Below are 25302 nucleotides of genomic sequence, written 5' to 3'. Positions count from 1 at the left end.
ACGGGGACTTTGGCCCGGTACTGACTACTGGATTCGCTTTCTAGCCTCTCTGTCGCACCGCTTTCGGGCATTTGCCCTACACACATGTACACCAGAGGTGCCCTTCTAAGGCGCAGACGGTACTCCCATCCGCGGGGCGTTTCAAGCTCACGCCGATGGTCGCTTGACGTCTTTATTTGTCAAATCACCGAGAGTTATAAGAACAGGCAAATCCGTAACCCAATGGAAGGATGGAACCCATGAGTCAAACCGCTCGGGACTGCAGCGAAAAGCGCGGTTTTATCCGCATGCAGGTCTTCGCAGACAAAAAAGGCGGCCTTGATGGCCGCCTTCTCAATTTACCGGTCGAGGTTAAAAATCGTCTTCAACCTGACCGTCTTTCACCTTGAATTCACGGTTCTGCAAGTACGCATTACGGATGAAGGTGTACTTGTCGCCGGTGATCAGCTTCTCGCTCGACAGCAGGTTGGCACGGGTATCGACGATGTCCAGTGCGTGGAACGAGTTACGCACCGGAACGTCGTCTACGTAACGATAAGCACCGGTATAGCTGTCGACGTACTTGGACGGCGCATCACGCAAGGTGCTTGGCCCCAGCAGGGGCAGCATCACGTAAGGGCCGCTGCCGACACCCCAGTAACCCAGCGTCTGACCGAAGTCTTCGTCATTGCGCTGCAGGCCCATTTTGGTGCCGACATCAATGACGCCCAGCAAACCGAAGGTGGTGTTGAAAATGATTCGTGCGGTATCAACGCCTGCGGCGTGAGGTTTGACCTGCAGGATATCGTTGGCCAGGTTGCGCACATCGCCGATGTTGCGGAAGAAGTTGTGAACACCGTCTTCGACAAACTGCGGCGTCACGTACTGGTAGCCCTGGGCCAGGGGTTTGAGCGCGTAAGTGTCGAGCACATCGTTGAACTTGTAAATCGGGCGGTTGACGCTTTCCCAAGGATCATCTTCCGTGGCTGCCTGGGCAACGAACGGAACCAGCATCACACTGGCGCATACACAAATCCTGGCTAGATGATTGCTCCAGCGCATAGAAAAAAACTCCTTGGTTTGTACTGGCCCGGGCGCTTGGCCCAGGCAATAAGCTGGCAAGTATAAGGCGTAAACGCCGTTTAAGGCACTTTGCACGGAATCCACACCGAAGGAATCGTGCCCAAAGTGGGCGATTCAAACCCATGTCACTCAACTGTCACCGTCACCCACTAGCCTTCAGGCTATTTCAGGGACGTATACATGCCGCTCGCCGAAGCCTTGCCCCAAACCGCACCCAGCCTGACCGCCGTACTGTTCGGCCTGAGTGGCTGCCTGGTGGATTTCGGCGCACACACGCACCGGCACGGCAGCCACTCGGCCGAACACGCCGAGGCCACACCCGGCGCACTGGATAGCCTGCGCAGCTTGCAGCGCCAGCAAATCCCCTGCGCCTGGCTCGATGAACTGCCCCCTGCCCTCAGCCAATCCCTGGCCGCTGCGCTGCCGGAATGGATCAAACCTTCGCAACATCCAGCAACAAACACCCCATGGCCCGCCCCGAATGCCTGCTGGCAAGCCTTGATGACCCTGAACGTCGAGCGACTCGACGGCTGCGTGCTGGTGAGCGGCGAACCCCGCTTGCTGCAAGCGGGTCTCAATGCCGGGTTGTGGACCATCGGCCTGGCGTCCTGCGGCTCGCTGTGCGGGTTGACGCCTGAGCAATGGCAAGTGTTGAGCCCGCAGGAGCGCGACATCAAACGCGCCAAGGCGACGATGCAACTGTTCGGTCTGGGCGTACATTCAGTGATCGATCACCTCGGTGAACTCGACACCTGCCTGGCCGATATCAGCTTGCGTCGGCTCAAAGGCGAAAAGCCCTGATCGAGATCATGCACGTTGGGCGCGAGTGGATTAATCTAAAGGTCAGGCATCGACTTTTGGCCTGCCGCCACGGTCTATGCCAGTGCCTATCGATTAAAGAAGGAAGAACGCCATGCCTGCCCGCGAACTGCAAGAACAGCTCAATGCCCTGCGCGAGCAATTGGAACAGAATCCTCCATTGTCTGATGCCGAACGCGCCGAGTTACACGAACTGATGCAACAGATCGAGTTGAAGCTTGAGCTCGAAACCAAAACCCAGGATTCCAGCCTCGCCGATGGCGTCAACCTGGCCGTGGAACGCTTCGAACTCGAACACCCTACCCTTGCCGGCACCCTGCGCAACATCGGGCAGGCCTTGGCCAACATGGGGATCTGAACCCTGCTGATGCAAAAAAGCCCTGCTATCGCCAGCAGGGCTTTTTCGTTTCTGCGACTGACAATGCAAATCCCCTGTAGGAGCGAGCCTGCTCGCGATGAGGCCGGCACATCCAACATCAATGTTGCCTGACACTCAGCCATCGCGAGCAGGCTCGCTCCTACAATTGGATCTTCATTGACGGACCAGGCGATGGTTCGGCAGTTGCACCTCTTCAGTGCTGCGATACGGGTTGATATCCAGCCCGCCACGACGCACATAACGCGCATACACCGTCAGTTTCTCCGGTTTCAGCAACCGCTGCAGGTCGAGGAAGATCCGCTCTACACACTGCTCATGGAAGTCCGAGTGCTGGCGGAAGCTGACGATGTACTCGAGCAGGCTCGCGTGATCCAGCGCCGCGCCACGGTACTCCACCGCCACACTGCCCCAGTCCGGCTGGCTGGTGACCGGGCAGTTGGACTTGAGCAAATGGCTGTGCACGCTCTCTTCGACAATGCGCGAATCATCGCAACGCAGCAGTTCCGGCCGTGGATGCTCGTAGTTGCTGACGCTGATATCCAACTCATCGATGCACACGCCCGGCAAGGCCACGACGCCTTCGCTCTCGACATCCTTGAGACTGCGAATACGCACGCCCACCGGCTTGCCGGCAGCCGCCGACAAGTCCTTGGCCAGCGTCGCTTCAAGGCTCGCGGTATCGGCAAACGGCGTCTGGTTCAGGGAGTTGAGGTACAGCTTGAACGACTTCGACTCGATGATGTTCGGCGAATCCGCCGGAATGCTGAATTCGCCGATCGCCACCACCGGTTTGCCCGACGGCAGCAACCAGGACAGCTCGAAGCAGTTCCAGAAGTCCACGCCTTTATACGGCAGGGTTTGCGCCGTCAGGCCCAGTTCCGCCCACTTCGCGGTACGCGGGATCGGGAACAGCAAAGACGGCGTGTAGGTGGCGATGTATTCGCTGGACTTGCCCAGCGGCGAGTGTTCGGCTGCGGGATGCATGGCGGAAACCTGACTGAAGAATCAGCGGATTCTATCAGCCTTTGCTCCCGCCTTTGAGTGCTTACTGACTGACAGTCAATTTGCCGACCATGCCGGCCTGGTAATGACCGGGGATATTGCAGGCAAATTCCAGATTGGTGGCCTTGCTGAAGGTCCAGGTCAACTCGGCGGTCTTGCCCGGCTCCACCAGCACGCTGTTGGGGTCGTCATGCTTCATGCCGTGGTCCATTTTGCTGTGATCCATGCCGGCCATGTTGCCGTGGTCCATTGCCTTCATGCCGGTGGGTGTCAGCATGCCGCTCTGTTGCATCTGCAACATTTCCTGCTGGTGTTTGGCGTGCATCGCCGCATCCCCCAGGTTGAGCTCATGCAACAACTGGCCTTTATTGACCAGCACGAAGCGCACGGTTTCCCCGGCCTTGATGTCGATGGACTGCGGCGTGAAGGACATGTCCTCCATCACCACCTCGATGCTGCGGGTCGCCTTGGCCGCCGGGGCCGGCTGACCGAAATCGAAGGTATGCCCGGCGTCCGCCCACACCGGTGAACTCAGCGCCAGCAAACAAACGATTTGCGCCACGGATTTGCGTAAAAACATCGTCATACTCCAACAAGATAAGGCTCAGCATGGGCAAAACTCTAAACTGCTGCCACTGCCCGCAACCTGACAGCCAGATTACAACTTTGTCAGGTTGCCCTGTGCCAATGCTGCCCACGGTATAAAGCGTTCGTTCCACTTGCCAAGAGTCGCCCATGAAACTGCTGATCGTCGAAGACCAACCGAAAACCGGCCATTACCTGCGCCAGGGCCTGGCCGAGGCCGGGTTCAACACCGAACTGGTGGCTGACGGCAACACCGGTCAGCAATTGGCCCTCAGCGGCGAATATGCCCTGCTGATTCTCGATGTGATGCTGCCGGGGCGTGATGGCTGGCAGATTCTGCAAGCAGTGCGCAGCGCCGGCCTGGACACGCCGGTACTTTTCCTGACCGCCCGTGACGCCGTGGAGGACAGGGTTCACGGCCTCGAACTGGGCGCCGATGACTATCTGGTCAAGCCGTTTGCCTTCTCCGAACTGCTGGCCCGGGTCCGCAGCCTGTTGCGTCGCGGCAGCACCACGCCGCAGGAGACCAACCTGCAACTGGCCGATTTGCGCCTGGACCTGATCCGGCGCCGGGTCGAGCGCAGCGGCCAGCGTATCGACCTGACCGCCAAGGAATTCGCCCTGCTGGAAATGCTCCTGCGCCGCCAGGGCGAAGTCCTGCCCAAGTCGCTGATTGCGTCCCAGGTCTGGGACATGAATTTCGACAGCGACACCAATGTCATCGAGGTGGCGATCCGTCGTCTGCGCCTGAAGATCGACGATGAATTCCCCAACAAGCTGATCCATACCGTGCGCGGCATGGGCTACGTCCTTGAAGAGCGCCCCGCCTGATGCGCCAACTGTCCTTGAGCAGCCGCCTGGCGCTGCTGTTTGCCGCCTGCACCGCCGTGGTGTCGCTGTTCGCCGGGGTGCTGTTCAGCCGCGCCAGTGAGGCGCACTTCGTTGAGCTCGACCAGCAACTGCTGGATGGCAAGTTGATTGGCTTGCGTCGGGCCCTGCACGATCTTCAGTCGAGTGACAGTGGCGTGAAACTGGCCGAGGAATTGAGTCGGCAAGCTGGCCTGCCCCTGCGAATCACCGGCAGCGACGGCCAGCGCTGGTATGACAGCTCGACCAACATTCCCCAGGCATTGCCGCGCCAGCCCGGGTTGTCGACGGTGAGCCATGAAGGCACGGATTACCGTGTGCTGAATGCGCCGCTTTTCGTGGACAACCCCGAATCACCGCAACTGACCCTGCTGCTGGACATCACCCACCACCAACACTTTCTGCAACGCATGCAGCATTTGATCTGGCTGACCGTCGGCCTGTCAGCCCTGGCCACCGCACTGCTGGGCGCCTGGGCGGCACGCAGCGGTTTGCGCCCGTTGCGGCGGATCAGTGTGGTGGCCAGCGGTGTTTCCGCGCAATCGCTGAACTCGCGCTTGCCTGAAGAAAACATGCCGCCGGAACTGGCGGAAATGTCCCACAACTTCAACGCCATGCTCGGACGCCTCGACGACTCGTTTCAGCGCCTGTCCGCGTTCTCCGCCGACATTGCCCATGAACTGCGCACGCCGCTGTCGAACCTGCTGACCCACACCCAGGTCACCCTCACCCGCCCGCGCCCCATCGAGGACTACCGCGAAGCCCTGCACAGCAACCTTGAGGAGCTGCAATGGATGGCGCAATTGGTCAACGACATGCTCTATCTGGCGAAATCCGATCACGGCTTGTTAATGCCCAAATGCGAGCCACTGGAACTGGCGGAGGAAGCGGATCTGCTGCTGGAGTTCTTTGCGCCATTGGCGGAAGACGCCCGTGTCACGCTCACCCGTGAAGGGCTGGGCCGCATGGAGGGTGATCGCAGCATGTTGCGGCGGGCGCTGTCGAACCTGCTGGACAACGCACTGCGGTTCACGCCGGTCGATGGCGAGGTTCGGGTGCGAATCGTCGATCAGCCAAAAGAATTGCGCCTGACCGTTGAAAACACGGGCCAACAGATTACCGAAGATCTATTGCCGCGCCTTTTTGACCGGTTTTACCGGGCCGATCCTGCGCGTCGTGAAGGCAGTAGCGAACATGCGGGACTGGGGTTGGCGATCACGCAATCGATCATCCGTGCCCATGGCGGGCAGATTCGTTGCGAATCGGAGAAGGGGTGGACTAGGTTTGTGATCGATTTGCCAAGGGAAGATTGAGGCCGGCAGTTGCGGCCTCATCGCGAGCAAGCTCGCTCCCACAGGGTCTGGGGGTGTTCACAAATACATGATTCAACCCGGTCTACTGTGGGAGCGAGCTTGCTCGCGATGGCGGTGTTACTGGTTACGAATATCTCAGTGCATAAGCCGGCTCAATCTTCGCCGCCCGCCAAGCCGGGTAAACCGTGGCCAGGAAGCTCATGACAAACCCTGCCGTGCAGATCAGCGCCACATCCGCGCCTTGCAGTTCAGACGGCAGGTTGCTGACGAAGTACACGTCGGAACTGAAGATGTGCTGTCCGCTGACCCGCTCGATCCAGCCCACGATCTGGCTGACGTTCAGCGCGGCAATCACGCCCAACACACCGCCAATCAGGGTGCCGACAATCCCGATCACCGTGCCCTGCACCATGAAGATCGCCATGATCTCCCGTGGTGTGGCGCCGATGGTGCGCAGGATCGCGATGTCCGCGCCCTTGTCGTTCACCACCATGATCAGCGTCGCGATGATGTTGAACGCCGCCACCGCGACGATCATCAGCAACAGCAGGCCGATCATGGTTTTTTCCATTTTCATTGCGCTGAACAGGCTGCCCTGGGTGTGGGTCCAGTCGTCAGCCTTGTAGGCGGCGCCCAGCCCCGTGGCGATGTCGTTGGACACTTGCGGCGCGGCATACAGGTCCTTCACCGCCAGGCGCACGCTCTGCACCTGATTCGGCTCCCAGTGCTGCATCTGCGCGGCATCGGCCATGTGGATCAGCGCCATGGTGCCATCCAGTTCCGCACCGACCTTGAACACGCCGACCACATTCAGCCGTTGCATGCGCGGGGTGATGCCGCCCGGCGCATTGCTGACTTCCGGCACGATCAGGGTGATCTTGTCGCCGACGTTCAAGCGGAAGCGGCGCGCCGTGATCTCACCGATCACCACGCCGAATTCGCCCGGTTTCAGGGCTTCGAGGCTGCCCTGAACGATGTGCTTGGCGACGATCGACACCTGGCCTTCCAGCGCCGGGTCGACACCGCTGACCTGGATTGGCTGCATCGTGCCCTTGTAGGACAGCATGCCTTCCATCTCGGTGAACGGCACCGCCGCCGTCACTTCCGGGTTTTTCATCGCGGCCGCGGCCACGGGCTTCCAGTCATCAATCGGATTGACGCCGACGATGGTGGCGTGCGGCACCATGCCGAGGATGCGCGAGCTCATTTCGCGCTGGAAGCCGTTCATCACCGACAGCACCACGATCATTGCCAGCACGCCGAGGGCGAGGCCGATCATCGAGGTCATCGAGATGAAGGAAACAAAGCGATTGCGGCGCTTGGCGCGGGTATAGCGCGTGCCGATAAAGATCGATAACGGTCTGAACATTCGCTGGGGCACCGTATGGAAATAAATGACCCGACGCCTTTTCAGGCATCGGGTTTCAGCCAATCAGATAGGCGTGAGGCAACCTTCCTGCAAATGCAGGACGCGATCCATCTGGCGGGCCAGGTTCATGTCGTGGGTCACCACCAGGAACGCCGTGCGCATCGAGGTGCTGAGCTCCAGCATCAAGTCCTGGATCCCCTGGGCGGTGTGAGAATCGAGGTTGCCGGTCGGCTCGTCGAGCATCACCAGGCCCGGATTGTTCACCAGGGCACGGGCGATGGCCACGCGCTGACGCTCACCACCGGACAATTCGGCCGGTTTGTGCTCCAGGCGATGGCCCAGCCCTACCCGCTCCAGCAACGCCGTGGCACGCTGACGTGCTTCCGGGATCGCGGTCTTGCCGATCAGCAGCGGCATGCAGACGTTTTCCAGGGCGGTGAATTCCGGCAGCAGGTGGTGGAACTGGTACACGAAGCCGAGGGCGCGATTACGCAGCAGGCCGCGTTTCTTCTCGCTCAGCGCCGACAGCTCTTCGCCGTCGAGCCAGACGCTGCCCTTGGTTGGTGTATCGAGGCCGCCCAGCAGATTGAGCAAGGTACTTTTGCCCGAGCCCGACTTGCCGACAATCGCCACACGCTCTCCCGGGTGCAACTCCAGTTGCAGGCCGGCCAACACTTCCACCGATTCCGGGCCTTCCTCGTAGGATTTGCCCAGGCTGCGGCAGCTCAAGATTGCTTTATCACTCATGCCCGACTCACTCATAACGTAGCGCCTCCGCAGGCTGGGTGCGCGCGGCACGCCAGGCTGGATACAGGGTGGCGAGGAAACTCAGGACCAACGCCGCAGAGCAGACCATCACCACGTCCTGGCTCTGCACTTGCGACGGCAGGTAATCGATGAAGTACACGTCGGCGTTGAGGAACTTGTGCCCGATCAGGCCTTCGAGGGCCGAGATCGCGGCGCTGACGTTCAGCGCGGCGAAGATCCCGACCACGGCGCCAATGGCCGTGCCGACCACGCCAATGACGGTACCTTGCACCATGAACGTGCGCATGATCGTGCCCGGCGTGGCGCCCAGCGTGCGCAGGATCGCGATGTCGCCCTTCTTGTCGTTCACCACCATCACCAGCGTGGAAATGATGTTGAACGCAGCGACCGCGACAATCAGCAGCAGCAACAGGCCGATCATGGCTTTTTCCATGCGGATCGCCTGGTACAGGTTGCCGTGGGTGCGGGTCCAGTCGCGGGCGTAGAAGCGGTCTTCGCCGAGGTCGCGGGCGATGCTCCACGCGGTGCGCGGTGCCTGGAACAGATCGTCGAACTTCAGGCGCAGGCCCTGGACCTGGTCCGGTTTCCAGCGGTGAAGCCGGGCCAGATCCTGCAGATTGGTGACGCCAAGATAGCCATCGAGTTCACCGGCGCCGACATGGAAGATACCGACCACGGTAAAGCGCTTCATGCGCGGGAACATCCCGGCCGGGGTCACGGTGACTTCGGGCGCGACGAAGGTCAGCTTGTCGCCGATCGCGGCCCCGAGCTTGGCCGCGGCCTTGTCGCCGATGACGATGCCGAATTCCCCCGGCACCAGGTCGTCGAGTTTTCCCTGGGTCATGAACTGATCGATGATCGACACCTGGCGCTCTTGCGCCGGGTCGATGGCATTGAGCAGGACTTTCGAGACCTTGCCGTTGTTGGTCAGCAAACCCTGCATTTGCGTAAACGGCGCCACGGCCGTCACCTGCGGGTTCTGCTTGACCTTGGCGGCCAGGCTTTGCCAATCGCTGATCGCCTCGCCGGACTCGATGGTCGCGTGGGGCACCATGCCCAGCACGCGGGTGCGCATTTCATGATCGAAGCCGTTCATCACCGACAGCACCACGATCATCACGACCACGCCAAGGGCGAGCCCGATCATCGAAGTCAGGGAAATGAATGACACAAAATGATTGCGACGCTTTGCACGGGTGTAACGCGTGCCGATAAATACGAAGAGAGGTCTGAACATGTCGGGGCTTGTTCGGAGGGAAAAGGAACGTCCTTGTGGCGGGGGTCGATAACCAGCTTTACACTCAGACCACCGCCGCTACCATGGGTTCGCCATGTCGACATTAGATGAAGAAGATCGCCGCGAATACTACCGTATCGAGGATACGATCGCACTGGAAATTCGGCCCCTGTCCGCTCCCGAAGCCGCTGGCCAAGAAGTGTTGCAGGATGCGTCCCCACTCTTCAACTTGCTCAGCGAACTACACCTGAGCGAATTCGAGTCGCAACACCTGTTGCGCCAGATCAGCGAACGCGACCGCACGACCGCCGCATTCCTCAAATCCCAGAACAAACGTATCGATTTGCTGAGTCAGGTCATCGCTCTGACAGTGCTCGGGCAGATCGGCGAACCGCAGCCGGTGATCATCTCCGAAGGCGGCATCGACTTTCAGCATCCGTCGCCCATTGCCGCCGGCGCAGGCCTGTCGGTCAAGCTGGTGCTGATGCCGCAAGCCCTGGGCCTGCTGCTGCGCGCCCGCGTCACCCATTGCGACCGCAAGGGCGACGGCTATGACGTTGGCACCGAGTTCGAACACCTGACCGACGCCCAGCGCCAGCTCCTGGCCCGCCACATCTTGCAGAAGCAGGCCCAGGAACGACGCCTGGCCCGCGACCAACTCGAATCAGGCAATTAATTTAAGGAAGAACCGTGACCCTCATCTACGGCCATCGCGGCGCCAAGGGCGAAGCACCGGAAAACACCCTGACCAGCTTTCAGGAATGTCTCAAGCACGGCGTGCGTCGCTGCGAACTGGACCTGCACCTGTCCATGGACGGCGAGTTGATGGTCATCCACGACCCGACCCTCAAGCGCACCACAGACCGTCGCGGCAAGGTCGTCGAACACACGGCGGCTGAGCTTGTGACTTATGACGCACGCAAGGGTGGCCCGGGCTGGGTCAAGCCGTGCCCGATTCCGACGCTGGAACAACTGTTCGAGACATGCGACTTCGATCACTGGCAGCTGGAAGTAAAAAGCGCATCGAGGATGCGTGCCGCGACCACTGTGCTGGCGATTCGCGAAATGGTGCAGCGTCATGGGCTGATGGACAAGGTGACCATCACCTCGAGTTCACGCGAAGTATTGAAGGCCGCGCTGGAACTGGTGCCGGACGTGTCCCGCGGGCTGGTGGCCGAGTACGCCTGGCTCGACCCGCTGAAGGTCGCGGCGAGCTATGGCTGTGAGATTCTGGCGCTGAACTGGACCCTGTGCACGCCGGAACGCCTGCAAAGGGCGCAGCGTCAGGGGCTGCATGTGTCGGTGTGGACCGTCAACGAGCCTGCGCTGATGCGCAGACTCGCCGACTTCGGCGTTGACAGCCTGATTACAGACTTTCCCGGTTTGGCCACCGCCACGCTCGAGAATTGCTGAAATCGGTCTCCCCGGCCGGCTCAGGCCACCGGCCGGAGCCCGTCAAAAAAGCCGGTTGAGACCGTCGTACGCGGCTACCCGATAGGCTTCGGCCATGGTCGGGTAGTTGAACGTGGTGTTGACGAAGTACTTCAGCGTGTTCAGTTCGCCCGGCTGGTTCATGATCGCCTGACCGATGTGCACGATCTCCGACGCCTGATAACCGAAGCAGTGAACACCCAGCACTTCCAGGGTTTCGCGGTGGAACAGGATCTTCAGCATGCCTTGCGGCTCGCCGGCGATCTGCGCCCGCGCCATGCTCTTGAAGAAGGCCTTGCCCACTTCGTACGGCACCTTGGCCTGGGTCAGCTCCTGCTCGTTCTTGCCGATCGAGCTGATCTCCGGAATGGTGTAGATGCCGGTCGGCACGTCATTCACAAAGCGCCAGCTACCGTTATCGACGATGCTGCCGGCGGCCGAACGGCCCTGGTCGTGGGCGGCACTGGCCAGGCTCGGCCAACCGATCACGTCACCGGCGCCGTAGATGTTCGGCACGCAGGTGCGGTAGGCCTCGTCGACTTCGATCTGGCCACGGCTGTTGACCTTCACGCCGATGTTTTCCAGACCCAACTGATCGGTGTTGCCGGTACGGCCGTTGCACCAGAGCAAGGCGTCGGCCTTGATCTTCTTGCCGGACTTGAGGTGCAGGATCACGCCGTTGTCCACGCCTTCGACGCGGTCGTAGTCTTCGTTATGGCGAACCGTGATGTTGTTGTTGCTGAAGTGATAGCTCAACGCCTGGGAAATTTCCGAGTCGAGGAAGCTCAGCAGCTGACCACGGTTGTCCACCAATTCAACCAATACACCCAGACCGCTGAAGATCGAGGCGTATTCGCAACCGATCACGCCGGCGCCGTAAACGATGAGTTTGCGCGGGGTGTGGCCGAGGCTGAGGATGGTGTCGCTATCGTAGATACGTGGGTGGTGGAAATCGATGTCCGCCGGGCGATAAGGACGCGAACCGGTAGCGATGATGATGTGCTTGGCCACCAGTTTTTCGACCACGCCGTTGGCGCAGACCACTTCGATGGTTTGCTCGTCGGCGAAGCTGCCGGTGCCGAAGAACACGTCGACGCGGTTACGGGCGTAGTAGCCGGTACGCGAAGCGACTTGTTTGGAGATGACTTTCTCGGCGCTTTTCAACACGTCCGGGAAGGAGAACCAGCGCGGTTCACCAATGGCCCGGAACATCGGGTTGGTGTTGAATTGCATGATCTGCCGCACCGAGTGACGCAGTGCCTTGGACGGGATGGTGCCCAAGTGAGTGCAGTTGCCGCCGACCTGGCGACGGCTATCGACCATCGCCACCTTGCGCCCTGCCTTGGCGGCGTTCATTGCCGCGCCTTCTCCCGCCGGGCCGGAACCCAACACCACCACGTCGTAGTTGTAGACAGCCATGCGTACTCCTCAGAACAGGCCGCGGCACCCTCGGCACCTGCGGCTAAATCACGCCAATGCGTGGCATGAAGGAACAATTTGGGGCCAGTGCAGAACCCGGACACAGTCTATAGAAGCGTCAACGCCGCGCACATTAACCCTTGGTCGCGTCGTAGGCTACTTTTGCCTGCGCTACAACGCCAGTTTTCAATGCTCAAATCGCCGAAATCATTCGGTTTTTTCGCCACTGAGGTGTTCAAAAGCGTGACTGCTGCGCGTGACGAAACCTGTATCGGCACGAATCACAAAAAATGCGCCGATATCGTGTTTTTCTGCGTAGTCCCAACCACGCTCCGGGCCGAGAATCAGCAACAGCGTCGATAAGCCATCGGCCATCAACGCCGAAGGATGAATCACCGTGACCGACGCCAGGTTATGTGAGACCGGTGCACCGGTACGGGCATCGACGGTGTGGGAAAAACGCTGGCCGTCCTGCTCGAAGTAATTACGATAGTCGCCGGAGGTGGACAGGCCATAGCCGTCGACAACAATCACGCGCTCGGCCACCTGCCGATCATCCCGTGGTTCTTCCAGAGCGATGCGCCATGGCGAGCCGTCAGCCTTCTTGCCGGACGCCTTGAGCTCGCCCGTCGCTTCGGCAAGGTAGTCGTGGATGCCCATCGTCTCGAGTCTTGCGGCAATCGTGTCCACCGCATAACCGGCGGCGATGCTGTTGAAATCGACCTCGACGGCGGCGTCCTTGCACAACTGGTCGCCGTCGATGCGCAAGTGTTCATGGCCGACGCGCTTGCGGGCTTCGGCGAGAGCTTCGGCGGTCGGGACTTTTTCCCCGCGGGCCTGTGGACCGAATCCCCAGAGATTGAGCAACGGCTCCACTGTCAGATCGTAGGAGCCGTCGCTTTGCACTGACAGTTGTTCGCCCACGCGGATCAATTCGAGGATCGAGGCCGGCATTGCCTGACAGTTGTTGGCCGGCAATGCATTGAAGCGCTCGATGTCCGAGTCACTGCGGTAGGTCGACATTTGCCGGTCAATGTCAGCGAGGATCTGCTCAACCTGGACGCGGACCTCGTCCGGCGCCGGAAGGCCGGCATGGCGCACATACTTGATCGAATAAGTGCTGCCCATGGTCGGGCCGCCGAAGGCTTCCAGAGTGTCGCCGTTGCCGCAGCCTGATAGTGCGCCGAGCAACAAAAATGCCACCCCCTGCCACCTGATCAACAATTCCCGAGCTCCCCGAAACATCCCCTGACACACCGCCAGGGCCAGCCATTATGCGATAGAACTGTGGGAGCGGGCTTGCCCGCGAAGAGGCCGGCACATTCAACAGAGATGTCGACTGATCCACCGCTTTCGCGAGCAAGCCCGCTCCCACAATTTTGATCTTCAGTGACCGCCAATCCCACGGCCGGCCACAATCCCTGTGGGAGCGGGCTTGGTCCGGGCGGCGATCCGACGATGAGGCCAGTCCGAACAACACCCCCTCAACAGACAAAAGCAGCACAAACAAAAACGCCCCGACCAAGGCCGGGGCGTTTTCATGTGCAGCTAAGGCTTAGCGCGGGAATGCTGGCGGGTTTACACCGGCCATGTCTTCCATCACGCGAACCACCTGGCAGCTGTAACCGAACTCGTTGTCGTACCAGACGTACAGAACAACGCGGTTATCCTGGGTGATGGTCGCTTCAGCGTCCACTACGCCTGCGTGGCGCGAGCCAACGAAGTCGGTGGAAACCACTTCCTGGGAGCTCACGTAGTCGATCTGCTTGTGCAGATCCGAGTGCATGGCCATCTGGCGCAGGTACTCGTTGATCTCTTCGCGAGTGGTGGCCTTTTCCAGGTTCAGGTTCAGGATGGCCATCGACACGTTCGGCGTAGGAACGCGAATCGCGTTGCCGGTCAACTTGCCCTTGAGCACTGGCAGCGCCTTGGCGGCTGCGGTGGCGGCACCGGTCTCGGTGATTACCATGTTCAGCGGCGCGGCGCGGCCACGACGGCTGCCCTTGTGGAAGTTGTCGATCAGGTTCTGGTCGTTGGTGAACGAGTGAACGGTTTCGACGTGGCCGTTGATGATGCCGTACTTGTCGTTGACTGCCTTGAGCACCGGCACGATGGCGTTGGTGGTGCAGGAAGCCGCCGAAATGATCTTGTCGTCAGGGGTGATTTCGCCATGGTTGATGCCATGCACGATGTTCTTCAGCGCGCCCTTGCCAGGTGCGGTGAGGATCACGCGGGCAGCGCCCGGGCAGGCCAGGTGCTGGCCCAGGCCGTCAGCGTCACGCCATACACCGGTGTTGTCGACGATCAGAGCGTTTTCGATACCGTACTGGGTGTAGTCGACTTCGGCCGGGCTCTTGGCGTAGATAACCTGGATCAGGTTGCCGTTGGCGGTGATGGTGTTGTTGGCTTCATCGATAGTGATGGTGCCATCGAACGGGCCATGGACCGAGTCGCGGCGCAGCAGGCTGGCACGCTTGACCAGGTCGTTCTCGGCGCCCTTGCGGACAACGATGGCGCGCAGGCGCAGGCCGTCGCCACCACCGGTCTTCTCGATCAGGATGCGCGCCAGCAGACGGCCGATACGACCGAAGCCGTAGAGGACAACGTCGGTACCTTTGCGGGCGGATGCGTTTTGCTGGCCAACCACGTCAGCCAGTTCTTCACGGACGAACTGCTCGGCAGTACGGCCATTGCCTTCGGCCTTGAATTTGGCCGCCAGCTTGCCCAGGTCCACCGAAGCGGCGCCGAGCTTGAGCTCGCTCATCGCCTTGATCAGCGGGAATGTTTCGTGGACGGACAGCTCGCTTTCGTCGGACTGACGGTGACGAGCAAAGCGGTGAGCTTTGAGAATCGCAATGACTGAACGATTGATCAGGCTGCGGCCATAGATCGAGCTCACCACGTTGTTATTGCGGTAGAGCTGACCGATAAGCGGAATCATCGCTTCTGCGAGTGCTTCACGGTCGATCCATTCACCAAGACACTGGTCGGGCTTCTGAGTCACGGGAACCTTCCACATGTAGGGGCAGAAAAAAGGGGCTACATTATGCCGCCGAGTGAGCGCCGTAGCAATGCGCGCCCGTCGTGCTTTACGTAACAAATCGTCGTTCAAAAAAATCACGCATCGCGCCAGCCCAATAAAACCGGGGCTTTCAGCGCAGTCAATTTTTTGGTGGTCACGCTTCCTTGTCCGTAACCCTCCGTAACAGTCGTTGTTTTTGCCACTACATATTCAGTAATTTTAGGTAAAAAACCGCCGAATTTTGTCTTTACCACTACATTTCGCCCAACCAGAGCTTTAGACGCAGTCAGCAACTGACAGGCGGCATCGTTGACCGCTACAATTGCCGACTTTGTCGCAACGCTTGGAGCTCAACCTTCCGTGCCCGTTCTGCGTCTACCGCTTCTCCCTGCCGCGGCAGGTAAACAGCACTGGGGCAACCTGCCCGGTGCCGCCCTGAGCCTGGCCATCGCCGAGGCTGCCAGCGCTGCCAAGCGCTTTACCCTGCTACTGACCGCCGATAGCCAAAGTGCCGAACGGCTGGAACAGGAGCTGGGTTTCTTCGCCCCGGATTTGCCCGTATTGCACTTTCCCGACTGGGAAACCCTGCCCTACGACCTGTTCTCGCCGCACCAGGACATCATTTCCCAGCGCATCGCCAGCCTGTATCGGCTGCCGGAACTGAGCCATGGCGTGCTGGTGGTGCCGATCACGACCGCCCTGCATCGCCTCGCACCGACCAAATTCCTGCTCGGCAGCAGCCTGGTGCTGGATATCGGCCAGAAACTCGACGTCGAGCAAATGCGCTCCCGGCTTGAAGCCACGGGTTATCGCTACGTCGATACAGTGTATGAACACGGCGAGTTCACCGTTCGCGGTTCGCTGATCGATCTGTTCCCGATGGGCAGCAAGCTGCCGTATCGCATCGATCTGTTCGACGACGAAATCGAAACCCTGCGCACCTTCGACCCGGAGAACCAACGTTCGATCGACAAAGTCGACTCGGTCAAGCTGTTGCCGGCCAGGGAGTTCCCGCTGCAAAAAGAAGCGGTCACTCGTTTCAAGGCGCGCTTTCGCGAGCGTTTTGACGTCGACTTCCGCCGCTGCCCGATCTTCCAGGACTTGAGCAGCGGGATTACTCCGGCCGGAATCGAGTACTACCTGCCGCTGTTCTTCGAAGAAACCTCGACGCTGTTCGATTATTTGCCTCAGGACACACAAGTGTTTTCCCTGCCGGGCATCGAGCAAGCCGCGGAAAATTTCTGGAACGATGTACGCAATCGCTATGAAGAACGCCGCGTCGACCCGTCCCGTCCTTTATTACCGCCTGCAGAGCTGTTCCTGCCGGTGGAAGACTGCTTCGCGCGCCTGAAGAACTGGCCGCGTGTGGTGGCCAGTCAACAGGACGTGGAAAGCGGTGGCGGTCGCGAGCGCTTCCCGGCTCGCGAGCTGCCCAACCTGGCGATCGAAGCCAAGGCCACGCAGCCAATGGCGGCACTGGCCGATTTCCTCGACCAGTTCCCCGGTCGCGTGTTGTTTACCGCCGAATCGGCAGGCCGCCGCGAAGTGTTACTGGAGCTGCTGGAACGTCTGAAGCTGCGCCCGAAAACCGTCGACAGCTGGCCGGACTTTGTCGCTGGCAAAGAACGCCTGGCGATCACCATCGCCCCGCTCGACGAAGGCTTGCTGCTGGACGACCCGGCCCTGGCTCTTGTCGCCGAAAGCCCGTTGTTCGGCCAGCGCGTGATGCAGCGCCGTCGCCGCGAAAAGCGCGCCGATGCCAACAACGATGCCGTGATCAAGAACCTCACCGAGCTGCGCGAAGGTGCGCCGGTGGTGCACATCGACCACGGCGTCGGTCGCTACCTGGGCCTGGCGACCCTGGAAATCGACAGCCAGACCGCCGAATTCCTCGCCCTGGAATACGCCGAAGGCGCCAAGCTTTATGTGCCGGTAGCCAACCTGCACCTGATCGCCCGCTACACCGGCAGCGACGATGCCCTGGCCCCGCTGCACCGCCTCGGCTCCGAGACCTGGCAGAAAGCCAAGCGCAAAGCCGCCGAACAGGTGCGTGACGTGGCCGCCGAGTTGCTCGACATCTATGCCCGCCGCGCCGCCCGCGAAGGCTACGCTTTCGCCGATCCGAAGGCGGACTACGCCACCTTCAGCGCCGGCTTCCCGTTCGAAGAAACCCCGGACCAGCAAACCACCATCGACGCAGTGCGCGAAGACATGCTTGCGCCCAAGCCGATGGATCGCCTGGTGTGCGGCGACGTCGGCTTCGGCAAGACCGAAGTGGCGATGCGCGCCGCGTTCATCGCCGTGCACGGCGGTCGCCAGGTAGCGATTCTGGTGCCGACCACCCTGCTCGCCCAGCAGCACTACAACAGCTTCCGCGACCGTTTTGCCGACTGGCCGGTGAGCGTAGAGGTGATGAGCCGCTTCAAGTCGGCCAAGGAAGTGAATGCGGCGGTCGCGAACCTGGCCGAAGGCAAGATCGACATCGTCATCGGCACGCACAAGCTGCTGCAGGACGACGTGAAGATCAAAAACCTTGGCCTGGTGATCATCGACGAAGAGCACCGTTTCGGCGTTCGTCAGAAAGAACAGCTCAAGGCGCTGCGCAGCGAAGTCGACATCCTGACCCTGACCGCCACGCCGATTCCGCGCACGCTGAACATGGCGGTGTCGGGCATGCGCGACCTGTCGATCATCGCCACGCCGCCGGCCCGTCGCCTGTCGGTACGCACTTTCGTCATGGAGCAGAACAAGAGCACGGTCAAAGAGGCCCTGCTGCGTGAGCTGCTGCGTGGCGGCCAGGTCTACTACCTGCACAACGACGTGAAGACCATCGAGAAATGCGCCGCCGACCTCGCCGAACTGGTGCCGGAAGCACGGATCGGCATCGGCCACGGGCAGATGCGCGAACGCGAACTCGAACAGGTGATGAGCGACTTCTACCACAAGCGCTTCAACGTGCTGATCGCCTCGACCATCATCGAGACCGGCATCGACGTACCGAGCGCCAACACCATCATCATCGAGCGTGCCGACAAGTTCGGCCTGGCACAGTTGCACCAGTTGCGCGGTCGGGTCGGTCGCAGCCACCACCAGGCGTACGCCTACCTGTTGACGCCGCCGCGCCAGCAAATCACCCCGGACGCGGAAAAGCGCCTGGAAGCGATTGCCAACACCCAGGACCTCGGCGCGGGCTTCGTGCTCGCCACCAACGACCTGGAAATCCGTGGCGCCGGCGAACTGCTCGGCGACGGCCAGAGCGGGCAGATCCAGGCCGTCGGCTTCACGCTGTACATGGAAATGCTCGAGCGCGCGGTGAAGTCGATCCGCAAGGGCGAGCAGCCAAACCTCGATCAACCGCTAGGCGGCGGCCCGGAAGTCAACTTGCGGGTACCGGCGTTGATCCCGGAAGACTACCTGCCGGATGTCCACGCCCGCCTGATTCTCTACAAGCGCATTGCCTCGGCCACCGACGAGGACGGCCTCAAGGATTTGCAGGTGGAGATGATCGACCGTTTCGGCCTGTTGCCGGAACCGACCAAGAACCTGATCCGCATCACTGCATTGAAATTGCAGGCCGAGCAACTGGGCATCAAGAAAGTCGATGGCGGCCCACAAGGCGGTCGCGTCGAGTTCGCCGCACAGACGCCGGTCGACCCGCTGACCCTGATCAAACTGATCCAGAGCCAGCCAAAACGCTACAAATTCGAAGGCGCCACGATGTTCAAGTTCATGGTTCCGATGGAGCGCCCGGAAGAGCGCTTTAATACTGTAGAGGCGCTGTTCGAGCGCCTCGTTCCGAAAACTGCTTGAAGGACGCCGCATGCGCCTGTTTCGCTCACTGACCTTGCTGACCCTGCTGATACCAGCGCTGATTGCACCCACGGCATTTGCCGATGACCTGTATCAGGTCGAAATGATTCTGGTCCGCCAAAACGCCGTGCCGGCGATTGTCAGCCGCGCCGCGCCGGAAGACTGGGCGGCTGGCGCCCAACCGGTCAGCCCCGACAGCCTGCGCACGCCAAGCCTGAATGGCGAGGTGGAAAAACTCACCAGCAGCGCCGACTACACGGTGTTGCTGCACAAGGCCTGGCAACAGCCCCTCGGCGAAACGGCCAGCAAAGTGGCGATCAGCGACGGCAAGGAACAGTATGGCCAGTACCCGATCGAGGGCACACTGAACATGAAACTGGGACGCTTTACCGACGTCGACGCCGATTTCTGGGTCAACCAGTTCGACGCCAATGGCATGGTGACTGCCAGCGAGCGCATGAAACAGGAAAGCCACACCAAGAACGGCCAGCTGAACTTCCTCGACAACGGCCACCTCGGCCTGCTGATCAAGATCACTTCGCTGACCGCCCCCGCACCCCGAGCAGCTCCCGAAGAAATTCCGGACTGATTCCCTATGTCCGCGACCCTGAGCAAACCCCTGGCACCATCCTGGGTCAGCCGATTCAAGGAACAGAGCCTGGAACGTGGTCGCCGTTACGCGCTGGAGAATCGTGTCAGGATCGTCGAGGCCGGCGACGCCACGATCATTGCCGCCTGCGAAGGCTCTGGCGGTAACGTTTACCGTCAGACCATTCGCCTGCGCGAGTCAGCCAAAGGCACGCTGCTGATGGTCGACGCCACGTGCTCGTGCCCGGTCCACAGCAACTGCAAACATTGCGCGGCGGTGCTTCTGCAAGTGCAGGAAACCCTCGACTACCCCGCTGCCGCCAAAGACGCCGAACTCCTGGAAAAGCTCCAGGCAGTCCTGGAAAATCGCAGCCCGAAAGCCCTGCCGCAAGTGCTGGTGGAGAATGTGCAGCCCGTCCCGCGCCTGTGGCTGGCCAGCATCGAGTTCAGCGCCTTCGAACCGCGCAATGGTCGAATGCAGCGTTACATCCAGCATCGCGCGGCGCTGTCTTTCAGCTACCTGGACGAGTACGTTTGCGGGCAGAAAAACACCGACATCCTGATTCGCCAGGAAACCCAGACACTGCGGATAAAACGCCACCCGGAAGTGGAACAGTCCTACCGGGAGCAGCTGCGAATCCTCGGCTTCAAAGTCGCCACCCGGCAAAGCAAGGCCTTGCCGGAAAGTGCCGGCGAGCTGTTCGAGATGGTCAATGACAGCGCCTGGCTGACCTTTACCCTCAATGAACTGCCGAAGCTGCGCACCCAGGGCTGGGAATTGCAGATCGACGAGGACTTCGGTTTCGACCTGACCGCGGTAGACGACTGGTACGCCACGGTCGAACAGGCACCGGAGCGCGACTGGTTCGATCTGGAACTGGGGATCATCGTCAACGGCGAACGCCTGAGCCTGTTGCCGATCCTGCTCAACCTGATGCGCTCCCACACCGAAATCCTCAACCCGGAACGCCTGGCCCGACGCCGCGACGACGAGCTGATCCTGGTCAACATCCCCAATCGCCCGAATTCTGAGCACGGCCCTTTGCAAGTCGCCCTGCCCTTCGGCCGCTTGAAACCGGTGCTGGCCACCCTCGGTGAGTTCTACCTGCAGGAACCCGGCGACACCACGCTACGCCTGAGCAAGGCCGATGCCACGCGCCTGAACCCGCTGGAAGACATGCCGCTGCTCTGGGAGGGTGGCGAACAGATCCGCACCTTTGCCCAGCGCCTGCGTGACATCAAGGACCACACGGCCACCGCCCCGGACGGCCTGAATGCGACGCTGCGTCCGTATCAGCTCGAAGGCTTGAGCTGGATGCAGTCGCTGCGGCAGCTGGAAGTGGGTGGAATTCTCGCGGACGACATGGGCCTGGGCAAAACCCTGCAGACACTGGCGCACGTTCTGAGCGAGAAAAACGCCGGCCGCCTCGATCGGCCGTGCATGGTCGTGATGCCGACCAGCCTGATTCCCAACTGGCTCGACGAAGCGGCGCACTTTACGCCGCAGCTCAAGGTACTGGCGCTATACGGTGCCAGCCGCAAAAAGCACTTCGACAAGCTGGCTGACTACGATCTGATCCTGACCACCTATGCGCTGCTGCCCAAGGATGTCGAACGCCTGGCGGCGCAGCCCTTGCACATACTGGTGCTGGACGAAGCGCAATACATCAAGAACCCGAACAGCAAGGCCGCACAGGCTGCCCGCGAGCTCAATGCCCGACAGCGCCTGTGCCTGAGCGGCACACCACTGGAAAACCATCTCGGTGAACTCTGGTCGCTGTTTCACTTCCTGTTGCCCGGCTGGCTGGGCGACGTCAAAAGCTTCAACCGCGATTACCGCGTGCCGATTGAAAAACGCACCAGCGAGGTCAGGCTCCAGCATCTCAACGGCCGGATCAAACCTTTCCTGCTGCGCCGCACCAAGGAACAGGTGGCCACCGAGTTGCCGCCGAAAACCGAGATCATCCACTGGGTTGAACTCAACGAAGCCCAGCGCGATGTGTACGAAACCATGCGCCTGGCCATGGACAAGAAAGTCCGTGACGAGATCACCCGCAAAGGCGTGGCCCGCAGCCAGATCATCATTCTCGAAGCACTGCTCAAGCTGCGTCAGGTGTGCTGCGACTTGCGCCTGGTCAACGAGGCGACCCTGCCAAGCCGTGGCAGCACGTCGGGCAAGCTCGACAGCCTGATGGAAATGCTCGAGGAATTGTTCGAGGAAGGTCGACGGATCCTGCTGTTCTCGCAGTTCACCTCGATGCTGTCACTGATCGAAGACGAACTGAACAAACGCGGCGTGGCCTACGCCCTGCTGACCGGCCAGACCCGCGACCGCCGCACCCCGGTGAAGGAATTCCAGAGCGGCAAGCGTCAGATATTTCTGATCAGTCTGAAGGCCGGTGGCGTTGGCCTGAACCTGACCGAGGCGGACACGGTGATTCATTACGACCCGTGGTGGAACCCGGCGACGGAAAACCAGGCGACCGACCGCGCGTATCGCATCGGCCAGGAGAAGCCGGTGTTCGTTTATAAAATGATTGCGCGCGGCACGGTGGAAGAAAAGATTCAGCACCTGCAAAAAGAAAAATCCGACCTCGCGGCGGGCGTGCTGGATGGGCGCAAGGCCGGGGACTGGAAGCTGCAGAGCGATGATATCGAGGCCTTGTTTGCGCCGCTGCCGGAAAACCTCGAAAAGCGTTGAGACTTTCGGCGCCTGAACCGGCCTCTTCGCGGGCAAGCCCGCTCCCACATTAACCGCGTCGAACACATTTTTTGCGAACGCCACTGAACCTGTGGGAGCGAGCCTGCTCGCGATGGAGTCAACTCGGTATCAAGCGGGACTCAGCCCTTGAGCACCCGCGCCAATGTCGATTTCACCTTGCCCATGCCGTCATGCAACGCCTGCTCGATCTCGGCCATGGTGATCACCGCCGTCGACTTGCCCGCCGCCGGATTCACCACCAGCGCCAGACAGGCGTAATCCAGTTCCAGCTCGCGAGCCAGGGCCGCTTCCGGCATACCGGTCATGCCGACGATGTCGCAGCCATCGCGCTCCAGCCGGGCGATTTCAGCCACTGTCTCCAGGCGCGGCCCTTGCGTGCAGGCATACACGCCATGACTGCTATAGCCCACACCTTCCGCCGCCAATGCCGCAATCAGTTGCTGGCGCAACGGCTCGCTGTAGGGGTAGCTGAAGTCGATATGGGTAACGTGTTCCAGGTCATCGGCAAAGTAGGTGTGCTCACGACCGCTGGTGTAGTCGATCAACTGATGCGGCACGCAGAAATGCCCGGTGCCCATGGCCGCATGGATGCCGCCCACGGCGTTGACCGCCAGAATGGCTTCGGCACCGGCCTGCTTCAGCGCCCAGAGGTTGGCGCGGTAGTTGACCTGATGCGGCGGAAAACGATGCGGATGACCGTGACGCGCGAGGAACAGCACTTCCTTGCCGGCATACTCGCCGATCTGAACGTCGGCCGAAGGCGCGCCATAAGGCGTGTCCACTGCCAGTGACTGGCGAATGCTCAGGCCTTCGAGTTGAGTCAGGCCAGTGCCACCGATAATCGCGTAAACCGTCATAACGAACAGTCCTTAATCAATCAATTGAGCTTCTTTGAGCGCGCCGACAGCGGCCAGCCAGCGCGGGTCTTGACGGTATTCGGTGCTGGCGAACGACTGGCCGCGCATCCGCGCAATGCGCTCTGAAGGCTTGACCTTCAGGCGTTGCGCAGCGCTCAGGGCCAGTTCGGCGGCCGCTCGATCGTTGCACACCAGGCCCATGTCGCAACCGGCAGTCAGCGCCGCCTCGATACGGCTGGCGGCATCGCCGACCACATGAGCGCCTGCCATGGACAAGTCGTCACTGAAGATCACGCCATCGAACTGCAACTCGCCGCGCAGGATGTCCTGCAACCAGCGGCGGGAGAAACCTGCGGGCTGGGAATCGACTTGTGGATAAATAACGTGGGCCGGCATGACCGCGGCCAGTTGCTTGCTCAGTTTGGCAAACGGCACCAGATCATTGGCGCGGATCTCGTCGAGGCTGCGCTCATCATTCGGGATCGCGACGTGGGAATCGGCTTCGGCCCAGCCGTGACCGGGGAAGTGCTTGCCGGTGGCGGCCATGCCTGCGCTGTTCATGCCGCGGATGAATGCACCCGCGAGCAAGGCAGCGCGCTCGGGATCACCCTCGAACGAACGGGTGCCGACAACGGCACTGCGCTGGTAATCAAGGTCCAGTACCGGTGCGAAGCTCAGGTCCAGGCCAACGGCCAATACTTCGGTCGCCATGATCCAGCCGCACTGCTCGGCCAGGTATTCGGCGTTCGGATTGTCGGCAATGGCGCGCATGGCGGGCAAGCGCACGAAACCCTGGCGCAGGCGCTGCACTCGGCCACCCTCTTGATCCACCGCCAATAGCAGATCCGGACGAATGGCTCTGATCGCCGCACTCAATTCACGCACCTGGCGTGGATGCTCGATGTTGCGGGCAAAGATGATCAGGCCACCCACTTCGGGCTGGCGCAACAATTGGCGATCTTCAGCCGTCAGCCAGGTACCGGCGACGTCCACCATCAACGAGCCTTGCAAGCCAGCAGTCATAAAAATTCCTTGATAACAGTTAACCCGGCCCACACGGATTCGCCGCCAGGCACAGTGCCCGGCAGGTCGGCGATATCAATGGGAAACGGGTTCAGAACGAGAGTCGGCATGGGCGGCTAGCTTAGCGGATGTCAGCTGCCGCGCCCACCCGTGTGCGGTTAAACCTTGGCGGCAACCGGTGTCGATTTGCTGCGTGGACGCAACTGGGCCGTGGCCATGGCCGCATCCGTCACACCGGACTCGGCACGCATGCCGGCAGCCAGGAATGGCACCATCAGGCGCATGACCTGCTCGATGGAGGTGTTCACGCCGAAATCGGTTTCGGCAATCGCGCGCAAGGCCTTGATACCGGACATGCTGAACGCTGCCGCACCCAGCATGAAGTGCACGCGCCAGAACAGTTCGATGGGGGGAATACGTGGCGCCGCTTCGTTGACCAGCATCATGTAGCGGCGGAACACTTTGCCGTACATGTCTTCCAGATAACGACGCAAGTGCCCCTGGCTCTGACTGAACGCCAGCCCCAGCAAACGCATGAAGATAGACAGGTCGTTGCCACTGCGCGGCTGCACCACCAGTGCCTGTTCGACAAGGATCTCCAGCAACTCTTCGAGAGTAGGCTTGATGTCGGGCTTGGCCTGACGCCGCTCCAGCTCTTTATCGAGACTGATGCAGAACGGCCCGAGGAACCGCGAGAAAACCGCTTGAATCAACGCCTTCTTCGAACCGAAGTGATAGTTCACCGCCGCCAGGTTGACACCGGCCTTGCTGGTGATCAGGCGCAACGAGGTTTCGGCGAAACCTTTTTCCGCGAACAACTGCTCGGCAGCATCAAGAATGCGTTCAACGGTTTCCGACTGGGCCATGGCTACTCCGCCTGACAAACACTTGTTTGAAACATACGTTTCAGCCTGTGCATTGTCAAGTCTGGCAGTTCGTTTCGGGAATGGTCGGTCAGACATTTAACCACACAACGGCGAAGCTTCAATCCACTGACTGTTCGACCGTCCGGCGGCGACTGAAAAATGG

21 protein-coding genes are annotated in these 25302 nt (G+C 60.8%); 9 read left to right on the top strand and 12 right to left on the bottom strand.

Going from position 1 to position 25302, the window contains the following annotated elements; genetic code table 11:
- Positions 1 to 351 precede the first annotated feature (351 nt).
- Entirely contained in the window at positions 352 to 1041 is a 690-nt protein-coding gene (locus AC3IT9_RS09415; RefSeq protein ID WP_150724718.1) for an MlaA family lipoprotein, read from the bottom strand.
- A 201-nt stretch (positions 1042 to 1242) separates the two neighbouring features.
- On the opposite strand from AC3IT9_RS09415, the gene pcrP reads away from it, so the two are divergent.
- Together pcrP and AC3IT9_RS09405 are read left to right on the top strand one after the other, a co-directional pair.
- On the top strand, positions 1243 to 1863 hold the full coding sequence (gene pcrP, locus AC3IT9_RS09410; RefSeq protein ID WP_150724717.1) for an HAD superfamily inactivated hydrolase PcrP: 621 nt from the start codon (positions 1243 to 1245) through the stop codon (positions 1861 to 1863).
- Between the two features lie 112 nt (positions 1864 to 1975).
- The gene (locus tag AC3IT9_RS09405) at positions 1976 to 2239 is read left to right on the top strand and encodes a DUF4404 family protein (protein WP_008020667.1); all 264 of its coding nucleotides are present in this window, start codon (positions 1976 to 1978) and stop codon (positions 2237 to 2239) included.
- A 174-nt stretch (positions 2240 to 2413) separates the two neighbouring features.
- Here AC3IT9_RS09405 and queF read toward each other — a convergent pair whose 3' ends face one another.
- Together queF and copI are read right to left on the bottom strand one after the other, a co-directional pair.
- Entirely contained in the window at positions 2414 to 3244 is an 831-nt protein-coding gene (gene queF, locus AC3IT9_RS09400; protein ID WP_150717086.1) for an NADPH-dependent 7-cyano-7-deazaguanine reductase QueF, read from the bottom strand.
- Between the two features lie 61 nt (positions 3245 to 3305).
- A complete protein-coding gene (copI, locus tag AC3IT9_RS09395) occupies positions 3306 to 3842 on the bottom strand; it encodes a copper-resistant cuproprotein CopI (RefSeq protein ID WP_489272748.1) in 537 nt (178 codons plus the stop codon).
- 155 nt (positions 3843 to 3997) lie between these two features.
- Between copI and AC3IT9_RS09390 the strand changes: the two genes are divergently transcribed.
- Both AC3IT9_RS09390 and AC3IT9_RS09385 read left to right on the top strand, forming a co-directional pair.
- Positions 3998 to 4678, top strand: a complete 681-nt coding sequence (locus AC3IT9_RS09390; RefSeq protein WP_489272747.1) for a heavy metal response regulator transcription factor — start codon at positions 3998 to 4000, stop codon at positions 4676 to 4678.
- Entirely contained in the window at positions 4678 to 6027 is a 1350-nt protein-coding gene (locus AC3IT9_RS09385; RefSeq protein ID WP_489272746.1) for a heavy metal sensor histidine kinase, read from the top strand. Before AC3IT9_RS09390 ends, AC3IT9_RS09385 begins: the two co-directional genes overlap by 1 nt.
- A 124-nt stretch (positions 6028 to 6151) precedes the next feature.
- On the opposite strand, the gene AC3IT9_RS09380 is transcribed toward AC3IT9_RS09385, so the two are convergent.
- The 3 genes from AC3IT9_RS09380 to AC3IT9_RS09370 form a co-directional block, all read right to left on the bottom strand.
- Positions 6152 to 7396 (bottom strand): lipoprotein-releasing ABC transporter permease subunit, encoded by a 1245-nt coding sequence (locus AC3IT9_RS09380; RefSeq protein WP_150755190.1) that lies wholly within the window; start codon positions 7394 to 7396, stop codon positions 6152 to 6154.
- A gap of 63 nt (positions 7397 to 7459) precedes the next feature.
- Complete coding sequence (gene lolD / locus AC3IT9_RS09375) at positions 7460 to 8143, bottom strand: lipoprotein-releasing ABC transporter ATP-binding protein LolD (protein WP_173677889.1); 684 nt, start codon at positions 8141 to 8143, stop codon at positions 7460 to 7462.
- A 7-nt stretch (positions 8144 to 8150) separates the two neighbouring features.
- Complete coding sequence (locus tag AC3IT9_RS09370) at positions 8151 to 9401, bottom strand: lipoprotein-releasing ABC transporter permease subunit (RefSeq protein WP_150724712.1); 1251 nt, start codon at positions 9399 to 9401, stop codon at positions 8151 to 8153.
- Between the two features lie 94 nt (positions 9402 to 9495).
- Between AC3IT9_RS09370 and AC3IT9_RS09365 the strand changes: the two genes are divergently transcribed.
- Together AC3IT9_RS09365 and AC3IT9_RS09360 are read left to right on the top strand one after the other, a co-directional pair.
- Positions 9496 to 10077, top strand: a complete 582-nt coding sequence (locus AC3IT9_RS09365; protein WP_489272745.1) for a PilZ domain-containing protein — start codon at positions 9496 to 9498, stop codon at positions 10075 to 10077.
- A 14-nt stretch (positions 10078 to 10091) separates the two neighbouring features.
- Positions 10092 to 10814, top strand: a complete 723-nt coding sequence (locus tag AC3IT9_RS09360) for a glycerophosphodiester phosphodiesterase (protein WP_150724710.1) — start codon at positions 10092 to 10094, stop codon at positions 10812 to 10814.
- 42 nt (positions 10815 to 10856) lie between these two features.
- On the opposite strand, the gene sthA is transcribed toward AC3IT9_RS09360, so the two are convergent.
- From sthA to AC3IT9_RS09345, 3 genes are all read right to left on the bottom strand, one after another.
- Positions 10857 to 12251 carry a Si-specific NAD(P)(+) transhydrogenase gene (gene sthA / locus AC3IT9_RS09355; RefSeq protein ID WP_007984277.1) on the bottom strand — a complete coding sequence of 465 codons (1395 nt, stop codon included), beginning with the start codon at positions 12249 to 12251 and terminating at the stop codon, positions 10857 to 10859.
- Positions 12252 to 12458: 207 nt separating this feature from the next.
- Positions 12459 to 13496 carry an FAD:protein FMN transferase gene (locus AC3IT9_RS09350; RefSeq protein ID WP_489272744.1) on the bottom strand — a complete coding sequence of 346 codons (1038 nt, stop codon included), beginning with the start codon at positions 13494 to 13496 and terminating at the stop codon, positions 12459 to 12461.
- A 310-nt stretch (positions 13497 to 13806) separates the two neighbouring features.
- Positions 13807 to 15270, bottom strand: a complete 1464-nt coding sequence (locus AC3IT9_RS09345; RefSeq protein WP_046041409.1) for a glyceraldehyde-3-phosphate dehydrogenase — start codon at positions 15268 to 15270, stop codon at positions 13807 to 13809.
- A 363-nt stretch (positions 15271 to 15633) separates the two neighbouring features.
- Between AC3IT9_RS09345 and mfd the strand changes: the two genes are divergently transcribed.
- Genes mfd through AC3IT9_RS09330 form a run of 3 tightly spaced genes read left to right on the top strand, consistent with a single transcriptional unit; the run spans position 15634 to position 22372 of the window.
- Entirely contained in the window at positions 15634 to 19083 is a 3450-nt protein-coding gene (mfd, locus tag AC3IT9_RS09340) for a transcription-repair coupling factor (RefSeq protein ID WP_150755193.1), read from the top strand.
- Between the two features lie 10 nt (positions 19084 to 19093).
- The gene (locus AC3IT9_RS09335; protein WP_150758842.1) at positions 19094 to 19672 is read left to right on the top strand and encodes a CsiV family protein; all 579 of its coding nucleotides are present in this window, start codon (positions 19094 to 19096) and stop codon (positions 19670 to 19672) included.
- Positions 19673 to 19678: 6 nt separating this feature from the next.
- Positions 19679 to 22372, top strand: a complete 2694-nt coding sequence (locus tag AC3IT9_RS09330) for an SNF2-related protein (protein WP_489272742.1) — start codon at positions 19679 to 19681, stop codon at positions 22370 to 22372.
- A 140-nt stretch (positions 22373 to 22512) separates the two neighbouring features.
- On the opposite strand, the gene AC3IT9_RS09325 is transcribed toward AC3IT9_RS09330, so the two are convergent.
- The 3 genes from AC3IT9_RS09325 to AC3IT9_RS09315 all read right to left on the bottom strand — a co-directional run bounded on the left by AC3IT9_RS09325 (position 22513) and on the right by AC3IT9_RS09315 (position 25139).
- Entirely contained in the window at positions 22513 to 23250 is a 738-nt protein-coding gene (locus AC3IT9_RS09325) for an S-methyl-5'-thioinosine phosphorylase (RefSeq protein WP_007974037.1), read from the bottom strand.
- A 12-nt stretch (positions 23251 to 23262) separates the two neighbouring features.
- Positions 23263 to 24273: a beta-N-acetylhexosaminidase gene (gene nagZ / locus AC3IT9_RS09320; protein ID WP_056722002.1), complete on the bottom strand. Its 1011-nt coding sequence runs from the start codon at positions 24271 to 24273 to the stop codon at positions 23263 to 23265.
- 158 nt (positions 24274 to 24431) lie between these two features.
- Positions 24432 to 25139 (bottom strand): TetR/AcrR family transcriptional regulator, encoded by a 708-nt coding sequence (locus tag AC3IT9_RS09315; RefSeq protein WP_150724705.1) that lies wholly within the window; start codon positions 25137 to 25139, stop codon positions 24432 to 24434.
- Positions 25140 to 25302: the final 163 nt, after the last annotated feature.

This window comes from Pseudomonas sp. KH_046_1 (assembly GCF_057839025.1).
Note: the sequence above shows the minus strand (reverse complement) of the source record. Positions and strands in the feature narration are given on the sequence as shown.

Bases quoted from the DNA above. Each gene is read 5' to 3' on its own strand.
- AC3IT9_RS09370 (WP_150724712.1), bottom strand. From the start codon at position 9,401: ATGTTCAGACCTCTCTTCGTATTTATCGGCACGCGTTACACCCGTGCA.
- AC3IT9_RS09315 (WP_150724705.1), bottom strand. From the start codon at position 25,139: ATGGCCCAGTCGGAAACCGTTGAACGCATTCTTGATGCTGCCGAGCAG.
- lolD (WP_173677889.1), bottom strand. From the start codon at position 8,143: ATGAGTGATAAAGCAATCTTGAGCTGCCGCAGCCTGGGCAAATCCTAC.
- AC3IT9_RS09415 (WP_150724718.1), bottom strand. From the start codon at position 1,041: ATGCGCTGGAGCAATCATCTAGCCAGGATTTGTGTATGCGCCAGTGTG.
- copI (WP_489272748.1), bottom strand. From the start codon at position 3,842: ATGTTTTTACGCAAATCCGTGGCGCAAATCGTTTGTTTGCTGGCGCTG.
- AC3IT9_RS09380 (WP_150755190.1), bottom strand. From the start codon at position 7,396: ATGTTCAGACCGTTATCGATCTTTATCGGCACGCGCTATACCCGCGCC.
- AC3IT9_RS09330 (WP_489272742.1), top strand. From the start codon at position 19,679: ATGTCCGCGACCCTGAGCAAACCCCTGGCACCATCCTGGGTCAGCCGA.
- pcrP (WP_150724717.1), top strand. From the start codon at position 1,243: ATGCCGCTCGCCGAAGCCTTGCCCCAAACCGCACCCAGCCTGACCGCC.
- AC3IT9_RS09365 (WP_489272745.1), top strand. From the start codon at position 9,496: ATGTCGACATTAGATGAAGAAGATCGCCGCGAATACTACCGTATCGAG.
- AC3IT9_RS09335 (WP_150758842.1), top strand. From the start codon at position 19,094: ATGCGCCTGTTTCGCTCACTGACCTTGCTGACCCTGCTGATACCAGCG.
- AC3IT9_RS09345 (WP_046041409.1), bottom strand. From the start codon at position 15,270: ATGTGGAAGGTTCCCGTGACTCAGAAGCCCGACCAGTGTCTTGGTGAA.
- AC3IT9_RS09325 (WP_007974037.1), bottom strand. From the start codon at position 23,250: ATGACGGTTTACGCGATTATCGGTGGCACTGGCCTGACTCAACTCGAA.
- AC3IT9_RS09405 (WP_008020667.1), top strand. From the start codon at position 1,976: ATGCCTGCCCGCGAACTGCAAGAACAGCTCAATGCCCTGCGCGAGCAA.
- queF (WP_150717086.1), bottom strand. From the start codon at position 3,244: ATGCATCCCGCAGCCGAACACTCGCCGCTGGGCAAGTCCAGCGAATAC.
- nagZ (WP_056722002.1), bottom strand. From the start codon at position 24,273: ATGACTGCTGGCTTGCAAGGCTCGTTGATGGTGGACGTCGCCGGTACC.
- sthA (WP_007984277.1), bottom strand. From the start codon at position 12,251: ATGGCTGTCTACAACTACGACGTGGTGGTGTTGGGTTCCGGCCCGGCG.
- AC3IT9_RS09385 (WP_489272746.1), top strand. From the start codon at position 4,678: ATGCGCCAACTGTCCTTGAGCAGCCGCCTGGCGCTGCTGTTTGCCGCC.
- AC3IT9_RS09390 (WP_489272747.1), top strand. From the start codon at position 3,998: ATGAAACTGCTGATCGTCGAAGACCAACCGAAAACCGGCCATTACCTG.
- AC3IT9_RS09350 (WP_489272744.1), bottom strand. From the start codon at position 13,496: ATGTTTCGGGGAGCTCGGGAATTGTTGATCAGGTGGCAGGGGGTGGCA.